The organism is Specibacter cremeus, from assembly GCF_003946885.1.
GTDB lineage: Bacteria > Actinomycetota > Actinomycetes > Actinomycetales > Micrococcaceae > Specibacter > Specibacter cremeus.
On record NZ_RWKQ01000039.1, the window covers coordinates 33,757 to 46,513 of the forward strand.

11 protein-coding genes, 1 tRNA gene and 1 pseudogene are annotated in these 12,757 nt (G+C 68.9%); 4 read left to right on the top strand and 9 right to left on the bottom strand.

Translation table 11 applies throughout. The features are described 5' to 3' along the window. The coding region (locus EJC77_RS14735; RefSeq protein ID WP_240630273.1) for a cell division protein CrgA at positions 1-223 on the bottom strand (223 nt) is incomplete at its 3' end. Positions 224-406: 183 nt separating this feature from the next. On the opposite strand from EJC77_RS14735, the gene EJC77_RS14740 reads away from it, so the two are divergent. The 3 genes from EJC77_RS14740 to EJC77_RS14745 are packed head-to-tail and all read left to right on the top strand — an operon-like array spanning position 407 to position 2,079. Then, entirely contained in the window at positions 407-1,270 is an 864-nt protein-coding gene (locus EJC77_RS14740) for a class E sortase (RefSeq protein ID WP_125614163.1), read from the top strand. A 3-nt stretch (positions 1,271-1,273) separates the two neighbouring features. Further along, entirely contained in the window at positions 1,274-1,444 is a 171-nt protein-coding gene (locus EJC77_RS20450; RefSeq protein WP_164520444.1) for a hypothetical protein, read from the top strand. Then, the gene (locus EJC77_RS14745) at positions 1,441-2,079 is read left to right on the top strand and encodes an anthranilate synthase component II (RefSeq protein ID WP_125614166.1); all 639 of its coding nucleotides are present in this window, start codon (positions 1,441-1,443) and stop codon (positions 2,077-2,079) included. The genes EJC77_RS20450 and EJC77_RS14745 overlap by 4 nt, the downstream gene beginning before the upstream one ends. An 18-nt stretch (positions 2,080-2,097) precedes the next feature. Here EJC77_RS14745 and pknB read toward each other — a convergent pair whose 3' ends face one another. From pknB to EJC77_RS14780, 7 genes are read right to left on the bottom strand one after another with little or no spacing between them, the layout of a single operon-like run. After that, a complete protein-coding gene (pknB, locus tag EJC77_RS14750) occupies positions 2,098-3,984 on the bottom strand; it encodes a Stk1 family PASTA domain-containing Ser/Thr kinase (protein ID WP_125614169.1) in 1,887 nt (628 codons plus the stop codon). Positions 3,985-4,035: 51 nt separating this feature from the next. Next, positions 4,036-5,820 (bottom strand): protein kinase domain-containing protein, encoded by a 1,785-nt coding sequence (locus EJC77_RS14755; RefSeq protein ID WP_125614172.1) that lies wholly within the window; start codon positions 5,818-5,820, stop codon positions 4,036-4,038. Next, positions 5,817-7,274, bottom strand: coding sequence for a peptidoglycan D,D-transpeptidase FtsI family protein (locus EJC77_RS14760; RefSeq protein WP_125614175.1), 1,458 nt, complete (start codon positions 7,272-7,274; stop codon positions 5,817-5,819). The genes EJC77_RS14755 and EJC77_RS14760 overlap by 4 nt, the downstream gene beginning before the upstream one ends. Then, positions 7,271-8,632: an FtsW/RodA/SpoVE family cell cycle protein gene (locus EJC77_RS14765; protein WP_125614178.1), complete on the bottom strand. Its 1,362-nt coding sequence runs from the start codon at positions 8,630-8,632 to the stop codon at positions 7,271-7,273. Before EJC77_RS14765 ends, EJC77_RS14760 begins: the two co-directional genes overlap by 4 nt. Continuing rightward, a complete protein-coding gene (locus EJC77_RS14770) occupies positions 8,629-10,296 on the bottom strand; it encodes a PP2C family protein-serine/threonine phosphatase (protein WP_125614181.1) in 1,668 nt (555 codons plus the stop codon). Before EJC77_RS14770 ends, EJC77_RS14765 begins: the two co-directional genes overlap by 4 nt. 2 nt (positions 10,297-10,298) lie before the next feature. Beyond that, complete coding sequence (locus EJC77_RS14775; RefSeq protein WP_205787377.1) at positions 10,299-10,790, bottom strand: FHA domain-containing protein FhaB/FipA; 492 nt, start codon at positions 10,788-10,790, stop codon at positions 10,299-10,301. After that, positions 10,790-11,629 carry an FhaA domain-containing protein gene (locus EJC77_RS14780; RefSeq protein WP_125614184.1) on the bottom strand — a complete coding sequence of 280 codons (840 nt, stop codon included), beginning with the start codon at positions 11,627-11,629 and terminating at the stop codon, positions 10,790-10,792. The genes EJC77_RS14775 and EJC77_RS14780 overlap by 1 nt, the downstream gene beginning before the upstream one ends. A 381-nt stretch (positions 11,630-12,010) precedes the next feature. Between EJC77_RS14780 and EJC77_RS14785 the strand changes: the two genes are divergently transcribed. Further along, a tRNA-Leu gene (locus EJC77_RS14785) sits at positions 12,011-12,093 on the top strand. Between the two features lie 124 nt (positions 12,094-12,217). Here EJC77_RS14785 and EJC77_RS14790 read toward each other — a convergent pair. Continuing rightward, positions 12,218-12,599, bottom strand: a pseudogene (locus tag EJC77_RS14790) (VOC family protein). Positions 12,600-12,757: the final 158 nt, after the last annotated feature.

The window sequence follows — 12,757 nt, forward strand, 5'->3', positions numbered from 1 at the left end:
AGCCGGCGATCACGATGACGAAACCGATGGCGATGTTCCAGTTGTGGAGGTCGGGGATGGGCAGGGTGCCGTCGGAGATGTAGTACGTGATGATCCACAGCAGCCCGAACAGCATGCACCCCACCATGACGGGAAGGAACCACGGCGGGTTCGGCTTCTGCGCCTTGGCGGTGGCGGGTTGCGGCGCGGCGCGCCTGGTGCGGCGCGGCTTGGACTCGGGCACAGGAACTCCTTGACGTGGGCGGGCGGCGCTGTGGTCGCCGCGGGCTCAGTGACAGCCCCGTGCTTGGTATCCTGCTAGGGGAATATTCCACAGCGGCGCTGTCCTGTATGGCGTTGACGCAAGTCTAGCGGCTATTGCCCGGCCGGGCGTTGCGTCCCGACCATGAACGAGGAGGCGCCAGCCATGAGCCCGACGCCCGCGCGCCCGGACGCCCCCGTCGGCGTCCACGAGCTGCTGCGGGGCAACGCCACGGCCCGCCGGCGCAAGCAGGAGCGCCGCCGCCGGGAACGCGGGCGGGCGCCCCGCCGGGGCGTCTTCGGCACCATCGTCCAGGTCATCGGCGAGCTGCTCCTCACCGCCGGGGTCATCGTGCTGCTGTTCGTGGCGTGGGAGCTGTGGTGGACCAATATCTCCGCCAACAACGCCCAGGCGGAGGCTGTGCACACCTTCTCCGCCCGGCTCCAGGGTCCGGTGACGCCGCCGGCGAACCCGCAGAAGGACTTCGGCAAGCCGGCGGTCCTGGCGGCCCAGCCCGCCGAGGGCGAGGTGTTCGGCGTCGTGTACATCCCCCGGTTCGGACCCGACTACAGCCGCCCCCTCGTCCAGGGCACCACACCCGCACAGCTGGACACGCTCGGCCTGGGGCACTACGACGGCACGGCACTGCCCGGGGCCATCGGCAACTTCGCCGTCGCCGGCCACCGCCAGACGCACGGTGCCGTCCTGGACGCCATCGACACGCTGGTGCCGGGCGACAGGATCTACGTCCAGACAAGGGACGGCTACTACACCTACGTGTTCCGGAACCTGCAGATCGTGCTGCCGGACCGCCGCGACGTGCTGGACCCGGTTCCCACGGAACCGCACGCCACGCCGACGCAGCGCCTGCTGACCATGACCAGCTGCAACCCGCGTTTCGGCTCGAGCGAACGCATCATCGCCTACTCGGTGATGGAATCCTGGCAGCCCGCCGGCGCCGGTCCGCCGGCCGCCATCGCCAACCAGGTCGCCGTCAACCGGCCGGCCGCCGCCGCGGAAAGGGGCTGAGTCATGTACGGCTGGATCTTCCGCAACCTGCCCGGCCCGCTGTGGTTCCGCATCCTCACGGCCATGCTCTTCATCGCCGCGGCCGTCCTGGTGCTCATGAACTTCGTGTTCCCCTGGCTCTCCCAATTCAACCCGTTCACAGATTCCACGATTGGTGGTGCCGCAGGCCCATGACGACCCGCATCCTTGTCATCGACAACTACGACAGCTTCGTTTACACGCTGGTCGGCTACCTGCAGCAGCTCGGTGCCGAGACCACGGTGGTGAGGAACGACGACGTCACGCTGGCCGAGGCGGTCGAGCTCGCCGCCGCACGTGACGGGGTCCTCGTCTCCCCGGGTCCGGGCACGCCGGCGGAGGCCGGCGTGTGCATCGAGCTGATCCGCTGGTGCGGGCGGCAGGCCAAGCCGATGCTGGGCGTGTGCCTGGGGCACCAGGCCCTGGCCGAGGCGTACGGCGCCACGGTCACGCATGCCGAACAGCTCATGCACGGCAAGACCAGTGAGGTCCTGCATCACGGCACGAGCGTGTTCGCCGGGCTGCCCAGCCCCGTCACGGCCACCCGCTACCACTCGCTGGCCGCCGTGCGCTCCACCATCCCGGACGAACTGGAGATCACGGCGGAGACGGCCGACGGCGTCATCATGGGCCTGGCCCACCGCACGGCCCCGCTGTGCGGCGTGCAGTTCCACCCCGAGTCCGTGCTGACCGAGGGCGGCTACCAGATGCTGGGCACCTGGCTGGAGTCCCTCGGGTTGGCCGGCGCCGCCGCGAGGGCCGCCGACCTGAGCCCGCTCATCACGAAATAGGGCCTTCCCCGGCTGACGTCAGTTGTTGCCGTCCGCCGGGGTGCGGGTCGCCGTGTCCGTGGGCGTCGGTGTGGGGGTCGGCGTCGGGCTGGGTGTGGGGCTCGGCGTGGGCGGCGCCTTGGCCACGGTGATCGTGATGGTCGAGTTCAGGTCTACCTCGCTGCCGGCCTGGATCGATTGCCCCGTCACGGTGCCGGGCTTCACGACGGCGTTGTCCACCTCGGAGACCGTCACGTGCAACGTCGGCGACGCCTCCTCGACGGCCTTCACGGCGTCCGTGCGGGACTTGCTCACCAGCGACGGCATGGGCACTTGGCCGCTGGAGACCTTCAGGTTCACGGTGGTGCCGACGGCGACCTCCATGCCCGGGGCCGGGTCGGTCGTGACAACAAGGCCGCGGCCGAGTTTCGGGTCGTCCACGATGTCGGACCGGCCCGGCAGCAGCCCCAGCGTGGCCAGGTCCTGGCGCGCCTCCGAATCGAGCTTGCCCGTGATGTCCTTCGGGATCACGCGAACCGACGACCCCTTCGACACCATGACGGTGATCGTGGCGTGCTGGTCCACCGTGGAGCCGGCCGCCGGATCCGTGCCGATGACCTCCCCCTCGGGAACCGTGGGGTCGAATTCCGCCACCGGGTGCGGGTCCAGCTGATAGGAGCTCAATTTCGCCATTGCATCCGTCTCGGCCATGCCCGCCACGGACGGCACCTGGACCGTCACCGGCGCGGAGTTCAGCGGCGCGAGCCAGTTGTACACCAGCAGGCCGCCACCGACCAGGACCAGGGCAAGGAACACGAACAGCGTGGCGATCCACGCCCGCCGGCGCCGCCGCACGGCCCTGCCCGGCTCGTCGCCGACCTCCAGCGCCATCTCCGGTTCGGTCGTGAGGGCTCCCCCGGCCATGACCTTCGCCATCGCGCGCGTGGCCGGGCCGTCGTCGTCCGCGTGGGCGGCGGTGATGGGTGCGACGACGACGGCGGTGGCCGTGGATGCGGCCGCGTGCGTCTCCAGCGGCGCGGCCGGCAGGGCGCCCAGTGCGACGCCGGTGCGGGCCGCGCGCAGGGCGCGGCGGAATGCGGCGGCGTTCTGGAAACGGTCCGCGCGATCCTTCTGCAGGGCCCGGGCCAGCACGCTGTCGATGGCGGCGTTGACGTCGGGGTTGAACGTGCTGGCCGGTACGGGCTGTTCGCGCACGTGCTGGTATGCGACCGACACCGGCGAATCGCCCACGAACGGCGGCCGGCCAGCCAGCAGCTCGTAGAACAGGCAGCCGGCCGAATACAGGTCGGAGCGTTCGTCGACCATCTCGCCCCGGGCCTGCTCGGGCGAGAGGTACTGGGCTGTGCCGATGACCGTCTGGGTCTGCGTCATCGTGGCGGCTGAGTCGGCGATGGTCCGGGCGATGCCGAAGTCCATCACCTTCACCGTTCCGGGGCCGTCCTGGGTGTCCTCGGTGACCATGACGTTGGCCGGCTTGATGTCCCGGTGCACGATCCCGGCCCGGTGGCTGTACTCGAGCGCCGACAGCACGCCGAGCGTGTAGTCGATGGCCTGGTCGACCCCGATGTGCCCCCCGCGGACGAGCTCGCGCAGCGTCTTGCCCGTGACGAGCTCCATGACGATGAACGGCACGCGGGCCCCGTCGCGCAGGGGCTCCTCGGTGGCGTGCTCGCCCGTGTCGTAGACGGCCACGATCGAGGGGTGGTTCAGCCCGGCGACGGCCTGCGCCTCCCGCTTGAAGCGGGCATGCAGCTGGGCGTCGCGGGCCAAATCCGTGCGCAGCAGCTTGACGGCGACGGTCCGGCCCAGCAGCGTGTCCCGGGCCTTGTACACGTCCGCCATCCCGCCGCGGCCGAGCAGGTCGCCTAGCTCATACCGCCCGTTGAGGACGCGCAGGGTGGTCACTGGGGGTACGTCCTTTCCGGGTTCGGTTGATGGTTTGCGCGGGTGCGGGTGTTACTTCGGCGTCGGGGTGGATCCCCCGCCCGCCGTCGGCGTCGGGGTCGCCGCGGGACCCGTGGACACGGTGTACGTGATCGTGGACCCGGCACGCACCGCGTGCCCGGGCATCGGGCTGGCGCTGATGACCTGGCCGCTGGGGACCGTGTCGGACGAGGCGCTGTTCTCGACGGGGACCAGGTGGGCCGCCACCAAGGCCGCGTTGTACTGGTTGCCGGTCTCGCCGGCGAACGACGGGACGGTCACCAGTTCGGGGCCCTTGGACACCGTCACCGTGATGAGCTGGCCCTCCGACACGACCCCGGCCGGGCTGATGTCGGTGACCGTGCCGGCCGGCACGTCGTTGGAGAACTGGTTCTCGCGCTTGACCTGCAGGCCCATGCCGATCAGCTCGTTCTGGACGTCGGCGAACGGCCGCCCTTTGTAGGCGTCCGGCAACAGCGTGACCTGCGGCGTCTGTGTCGGGGTCTGCGACGGCGTGGTCTCCGCCGGGGTCGCGGATGTCTCGGTGGGCGACGGCGAGGCGGCGGTCGAGGAGGTGGCGGCCGTTGTCGGGGCGGGCGGCGGGGTCGAGCTGAACACGCCCAGGCTCTGCAGCAGCAATGCCACGCCGACGAACACGGCCAGCAGGATCAGGGCCACCAGCGGCCACGTCCACGGGCTGCGGCCGCGCTTGGCCGGGGCCGCCCGCTCGTCCCCTTCGTCGTCTGCCGCGTCATCGTAGGCGGAATCGTCGTAGTCGGCGCCAAGGATGTGAGCGTTGAAGTCCTGGTTGGCGTTGGCCGGGGACGAGGCGGAGATGACGTTGTCCGCGACGGTGGGCAACGCCGTCGTCGACGGACCGGCCGGTTCCGGCACCACCGTCGTGGCGGTGGTGGCGTTCACGTCGACGGGCGCCGTGATGGGGCCGGTGACGCCCTCGAACAGCAGCATGCCGGGCACGGCCGCGTGCGCGGCGGCGATGTCGCCGGCCCGGATGGCCTCCGCGGCCTCGGCCAGCTTGAGCGCGTTCGCCGGGCGGTTGGCCGGGTCCTTGGACAGCATCGACATGAGCAGGGCGCGGACGGGCTTCGGCAGCGTCTCGGGCAGCGGCGGCGGCGCGTCGTTGACCTGGGCCAGCGCGATGGCGATCTGCGATTCACCCGTGAACGGGCGGTGGCCGGTGATGCATTCGTAGCCGATGACGCCGAGGGAGTAGATGTCGGAGGCGCCGGTGGCGACCTGTCCGGTGGCCTGCTCCGGCGCCAGGTACTGGGCCGTGCCCATGACCTGTCCGGTCTGCGTCAACGGCACCTGGTCGGCGAGCCGGGCGATGCCGAAGTCGGTGACCTTCACCCGCCCCTCGGGCGTGATGAGCAGATTGCCGGGCTTCACGTCGCGGTGCACCAGGCCCTGCGCGTGGGCGGGGGCGAGCGCACGTGCCGTCTGGGCGATGTAGGACAGCGTCGTGTCGGTCGAGAGCACCTTGTCGCTCTCGATGATCGCGGACAGGGGCTCGCCGTCGACCAGTTCCATGACCAGGTAGGCGGAGCCGCTCTCCTCGCCGTAGTCGAACACGTTCGCGATGCCCACGTGGTTGAGCAGGGCGGTGTGCCGCGCCTCGGCCCGGAACCGTTCCCGGAAGCTGGGATCGCCGGTGTATTCGTCCTTGAGGATCTTGATCGCGACCGTCCGGCCCAGGATCTGGTCCTTGGCCCGCCATACCTCGCCCATCCCACCGATCGCAATGCGCGAAGTGAGCTGGAATCTGCCGCCTAAGGTGATTCCCGAAGTAGGCCTCACTTTTTCAACACCGCCTCGATGAGTTTGCTTGCGTTTGGACTGGTCAGTTGTGCGCCGGTGGCCACGTCGACTTTGGGCATCATGATGGTCACTTCCACCTGGGGGTCATTCGCCGGTGCGAAGCCGGTGAACCACGAATTGTTCAAACCTGTGTCGCCGATCTCGGCGGTGCCCGTCTTGCCGGCCACCTGCACGCCGGGCACGGCCGCGGCGCGGGCGATCCCGTTGTCCACCACGGACACCATCCATTCGGTGATCTGCCTGGCGATCTCCGGGGTGGTGGAGGTCCGCAGCGTTTCCGGGGTGAAGCTGGAGACGGCCTTCAAATCCGGCGTGCGCACGGCCTTGACGAGATCCGGCTTCATCTGCACGCCCCCGTTGGCGATGGCCGAGGTCATCATGGCGATCTGCAGCGGCGTGACCAGCACGCTCTGCTGGCCGATGGCGCTGCGGGCGAGCTCCGGGCCGTCCAGCTTTCCGTCGACACCCGGGAACCGGCTGGCCGTCACGCCCGAGGGGATGCCCAGCGTGTCGTCGTTGAAGCCGAACATGTCCGCCTGCTTCGTGATGGCGTCCTGGCCGAGATTCAGCGCGATGCCGGCGAACGGCGTGTTGCACGAGTTTTCCAGGGCAAAGGCGAACGTGGCCTTGGTCTGGGTGTAGCACTGGCCGTACTGGTAGTTGGGCAGCGTGTAGGAGGTTCCCGGGAACGGCATCTGGGCCGGGTTGTCCAGCACCGAGTCCTTGTTGTATTTCCCGGAGGCCAACGCCGCGGCGGTGTCGACGAGCTTGAACACCGATCCGGGCGCGTATAGCTGCGTGTAGGCGGAGGACCCGTTGAGGTTGATCCCGGGTTCCTTGACGAGCTTGTCCTGGGCGGCACTGACGGCGTTGGCGTCATGGCTGGCCATCAGGTTCGTGTCATAGGAGGGCTTGGACACCATGGCGATGATGGCGCCCGTCTTCGGGTTCATCACCACGATGGACCCGCCGACGCCGTCCGGGATCATGTCGTACGCCATCTTCTGGATGGCCGGGTCGATGGTCAGTTCAACGGACCGTCCCTGCGGCTGGGCGCCGGTGAGCACCTGGTTGATGCGGTCGAAGAACGCGTCCGACGACGTGCCCGACAACTGTTCGCGCATCGAGTACTCGATGCCCGTCTGGCCCGCGGTCTTGCTGAAGAAGCCGGTCAGGCCCGCATACAGGTACGGGTCCGTGTACGTGCGCTGGAACTTGCAGCTCGAGTCGGTCGCCACCGACTCGGCCACGGCCTGCCCGCCCACCAGGATGGCGCCGCGGTCGCTGCAGAAGTTCTGCATCAGCTGCCGGTTGTTGTTGGCGTTGTTGTTCAGCGAGTCGACGGCGAAGAACTGCACATAGGTGATGGAACCGAGGATCAGGGCGAACAGCGCGACGGCGACGATCCAGGAATTGCGGATGGCCCGGTTCATGCGGCGGTCACCTCCTCCGGTTCCTTGGGCGTGGTCGTGTCGATGGGGCGGCGGGCCGCGTCCGAGATGCGCAGGATGAGTGCGACGAGGATCCAGTTCGCCAGCAGCGACGAGCCGCCGGCGGCCAGGAACGGGGTGGTCAGGCCGGTCAACGGGATCAGCCGGGTCACACCGCCGATGATGATGAAGCACTGCAGCGCGAATCCGAAAGCGAGTCCGGCGGCCAACAGCTTGCCGAACGCGTCACGGGCGCCCAGCGACGCCCGGAAGGCGCGCGAGAAGAACAGCCCGTACAGGCAGACGACGGCGAACAGGCCGATCATGCCCAGTTCCTCGCCGATGCTGGCGACGATCATGTCGCTGTTGGCCAGCGGCACGATGTTCGGCCGGCCGTTGCCGAGCCCGGTGCCCATGAGGCCGCCATTGGCCATGCCGAACAGGCCCTGGACCACTTGGTAGCCGCCCGCCGCGATGTACTGCGGGTCGAACGCGTGCAGCCAGACATCGACGCGCTTGTTCACGTGCGGGAAGATCGAGATCGCCGCGGCGCCGCCGACCACCATCAGCAGCAGGCCGATGATGACCCAACTGATGCGGCTCGTGGCCACGTAGATCATGACCATGAACAGGCCGAAGAACAGCACGGAGGTGCCCAGGTCGTGCTGGAACACGAGCACTCCGACGCTGGCCAGCCAGGCGACGACCATGGGTCCCAGGTCGCGGGTGCGGGGCAACTGGAGTGGGCCGATCTTCTTGCCCGCCAGCAGGATGAGGTCGCGGTTGGAGGATAGGTAGCCGGCGAAGAACACGGCCAGCGTCAGTTTGGCGATCTCGCCGGGCTGGAACGTGAACGGGCCGAGCCGGATCCACACCGTGGCGCCGTTGACGTCGCCGGCGGAGATGCCCGGCACCAGGGGCATGAGCAGCAGCAGTACCGACGCCATCAAGGAAATGTAGGTGTAGCGGCGCAGCACCCGGTGGTCCTTCAGGAACCACAGCACGGCGATGGCGACGATCACGGCCAGCGACGTCCACAGCCACTGTCGCGGCCCGGCGTTGTCGCCCGTGGCGGAACCGAGATCCAGGCGGTGGATGACGGCCAGGCCGATGCCGTTCAGGGCGACAGCCACCGGAAGGATGATCGGATCGGCATATTTCGCGCGAAGCCGCACACATATATGCATGGCAAGGGATAGAACGGCCAGGATGGCCGACTGGCTGTAGAAGTCGGTGTCGAACCGCCGGGCCATGTTGATGTAGACCAGCGCGTTGGCCATGATCCCCACGGCCAGGGCCACCAGAAGCAGGCCCAGCTCCGCGGTGCGGCGCGGCTTGTTCACGGTCAGGAGCTGGCTCATCGTGCGGCCTCCGTACACGTCGGGGTGCTCGTCGTGGTGCTTCCCGGTACCAGGGCCGCCGTCGGCTTGCCCGTGGCGGTCGGCTTGGGCGTCGCCTTCGGCGCGACGGTTGCTTTCGGCGTAGACGTGGCCTTGGCCGTTGGCTTGGTGGTGGCCGTGCCGGTCGGTGTCGGGGTGGCCGTCAGGAAATTGCACGGCGGCGTGCTCGAGCCGACGCCCAGCTGCAGGTCGCTGATGATCTGCCGCGCGTCGGGCAGGCCCTGCGCCGGCAGGGTCTGCTGCAGCCGTTGCTGCGAGTACTCGGGCAGGGACGTGACGACGACGGCCGTCTGCTCGTACACGTGCGAGAGGGAAATCGGGCCCAGCGACTGGGAAACGCCGTTGAAGATGGCCACGTGTCCGTTGGAGACGCCCACATAATATTGCGTCTGCGTCCATGCGTAGCTGATCCACGACGCCGCGATGACGGCCACCAACACGGCGGCGCCGACCACCGAGAGGACGAGCCGGCGGCGCCGTTCGAACCAGCCGGTGGGCGTGGGCTCGGCCGGCGGCAGGTCCCCGCCCTTCGGTTTGTGCGTGAGCATGGTGGCCGCACGGCGTGTGGCCGGGTGCCCGGCCAGTGCGGGGATCTTGCCGTCCGCGTTCGCGGTGACGGCCGCGCCGACGAGCTCGTGCGGGCGGGACGCCAGCTCGTGGCGGACGACGGCGGCGCGGATGTGTGCGCCAATGTCACCGGTGTCCTCGGTTCCGGGCTCGCCCGCCTTCTCGTGGTCCGGCTCGCTGTCCGGGAGGTCTCCCACGAGGTCGGTGACATTCGCGCCCTGGCGCGCGCCGGCGTCGTGCTTCACCTCCAGCGGCCCGTCCGGCTCGGCCCCGGCCGGCGCGACGGCCGTGATCGTCTCCAACGCGGCGGTGGAGGTGTCGTCCGGGGAATCGACGACGATGTCGAACACGACGACCGTGACGTTGTCCGGCGAGCCGGCGGCCAGCGTCAGCTCGATCAGCGTGTCGGCGCAGTGGCCGAGGTCGCGCGTATTGCGGACCACGTCCTCGATCATCTCGGGACGGACGAAGTTCAGCCCGTCGGAGCACAGCAGCCAGCGTTCGCCGACGGACGCGTCGAACGTCTTCAGGTCCAGCTCCGGGGATGCGTCCACGTCGCCGAGCACGCGCATGAGCACGTTCTTGTGCGGGTGGACCTCGGCCTCGGCGGCCGTCATCCGGCCCTCGTCGATCATGCGCTGGACGAACGTGTGGTCCGTGCTCAGCTGCTCGAACACGCCGTCCTTGAGCCGGTACGCGCGCGAATCACCGATGTGCGCATAGGCGAGCACGTCGTCGGAGAGCAGCAGGGCCGTGACCGTGGTGCCCATCCCGGCGAGCTTCGGGTTGACGTGCACCAGCTCGGAAAGCAGCGAATTGGCGGTCTGGATCTCGTCGGCGAGGTGGGTGCCGGCGTCGCCGAGGTAGCCGTCGCGGTCGAGGTGGATCAGGTCCAGCACCGTCGAGGCGCTGGCCACGTCGCCGCCGGCGTGCCCACCCATGCCGTCGGCGACCACGGCCAGGTATTTGCCGGCGTAGGCCGAGTCGTCGTTCTTGGCGCGGACCAGGCCGACGTGGGAGCGGGCGGCGTAGCGCAGCACCAGGGGGCGCTCCGTCATGCTCACGGCCTCAATTCAATGACCGTCTTGCCGATGCGGACCGGGGTGCCGAGTTCCACGGGCAGCGCACGGGTCAATTGCGTGCCGCCCAGGAAGGTGCCGTTGGTGGAGCCGAGGTCCTCGATGAACCAGCGGGTGCCCTGCGGGAACAGCCGGGCGTGCCGGCCGGACGCGTAGTCATCCTCCAGGACCAGGGTGGCGTCCTGGGCGCGGCCGAGCAGGATGGGCGTGCCGGCAAGCTCCAGCGTGGTGCCGGCCAGTGGGCCCTCGGTGACGACCAGTTCCCGGGCCGCGAGCTTCGCCGCCGGCGCCTGCTCCTCGGCCAGCTCCGGGTGCTTGCGGGCCTGCCGGGCCGTGACCGTGCCGACCCGGGCCTTGCGCCCGATCACGACGTCGCGGCGCATGGCGGCAACGACGGCGAACACCATGACCCACAGCAGGATCAGGAAGCCGAAGCGCAGGACGGTGGCGGTGAGCGTACTCAGGTCGGTCATCAGTCGCGTCCCCCACGGGCCGGCATGATGCGGAATGTCAGCTTGGTCCGGCCCATGGTGATGGTGTCACCGTCGGAGAGCGGGGCGGAGCCCTCGATGCGACGGCCGCGCAGGTAGCTGCCGTTCGTCGAGCCAAGGTCGACGGCGGTGCTGGCGCCGCCGTCGGTGCGGATCTCCAGGTGCCGGCGGGAGACGCCCGTGTCGTCGATCAGGATGTCCGCCTCGGAGGAGCGGCCCAGCACGATCGAGTCGGCGTTGAGCGAATAGCGCTGGCCGTCGATGTCGAGGACCGGCTGGCCGGCCGGCTGCTTGTGCGCGGTGGGCCGCTTCGGTTCCTGGCGGACGTACCGTGGCTGGGGTGCGGCCGGCTGTTCGATTCCCGGTCGGTTGATCCCGGGCGGTTGCGCAGGTGCCGCGTGCGGCCGCGCCGGGGGGTTGGCCGGCGGTGCCGCGTACTGGGACGCGCCGTTCTCCTTCTCCGTGGCCGAGGTGATCTCGGGCTGGCCGGTCTTCAGCGCGGCGTCGTGGTTAAAGGAGACACGGACGGGGCCCTGGAGGATGTAGCCCTGGCCGCGCGCGTGGTTGATGACGACGTCGCACAGTTCCTCGGCCAGGGCCGTGCCCCACCCGCGGGCGCGTTCAAAGTCGGGGGTGCTCAGGCGGATGCTGAACACGTTCGGCGCGAGGGTGCGCCCGGCCTCCAGTGTCATGGAGCGGTCGTCGAGTTCGCGGCGCAGCGCGCTGGCCATCTCGACGGGCTGCAGCGCCTTGGAACCGCGGGAGAAGGCGCCGCGGACGGCCCTCTCGATGCCCTTTTCCACGTTGTCGAGCAATCCCATGGTGTCTCCTCCTTCCCCGCTCTTCAGTACTTTGTGCGCGCGGCGTGTTCCGAAGGGGGCCCCCGGAAGGCGCAGAAAGATCGCCCAAGCATGCTGTGGTGCGGTGCCCGGACAATCAGGTCTCCCCAGATACTACTGGGCGAGGCTGGGAAAAACCCCATCGCCCGGGCCGTGCGAGGCCGATTTCCTACCGCGGTAGGGGACCGTCAGTTTGCCGTTCGGGGCCCGGGGATCCGCGAGATTGCGGGGCTTGCGGCCTGATTGTCGGTGCCGCCCGGACGGGCAGGGGACCTCGATTGTGTATTTCGGCCAACAGTCCTATATGCTTGATCTCGCTGTTCCACTGGTTCCCGATTCGGGGCCGATGGAAAAAGCAAAAACGCGCGAGTGGCGGAACGGCAGACGCGCTGGCTTCAGGTGCCAGTGTCCGAAAGGGCGTGGGGGTTCAAATCCCCCCTCGCGCACGTTGTGAAAACACCCCCGGTTCTTGGGACCGGGGGTGTTTTCGTTTAACGCCCGAGACCGTCTGGCGCCTTCCCCGACTCAACTGGGGCCTCATGGGGCGCGGTTTGGTTGGGTCTGATGGCGCTAGTCCTGGTGGAGCTGGACCAGGTTTCCGCAGGTGTCCTCGAAGACCGCCGCGAGGGAACCGCCGGGATCGGGGGCNAGGCTCGCTCCGGAACACCACGCCCTGGGCTGTCAGCCGGTCATAGTCGGTTCTCACATCCGGTGAGCCGAACACGATCGCCGGGATGCCCGCGTCGTAGACCCCCTGGCGGTAGGCGGCCGCGACCGGATTGTCGCTGGGTTCCAGCAACAGGCCCGTGCCTTCGCCGGCATCCGCAGACTTGACCACATAGAGGGACGCCTCCGGCATGGCCACGAGCGTTTCAAAGCCCAAGACCCGAGTGTAGAAGTCGTGAGCCGCGGCGGGATCGAGAACATGGACGCTGCACATCTTGATTCGCATCTCCCCACGCTAACAATCGGCGCTGACATTGTGTAGGGCGAGCATTGCCCAGAGCCGAGCCCAAAGCCGACATGAGGTGCGTGGTGGGTGGAGTTGCGTGGGGGTGGGGGGGCGTGTAGTGTATTCCGAGTTGCCCCGGTGAGGGGGGATGTGAGGGT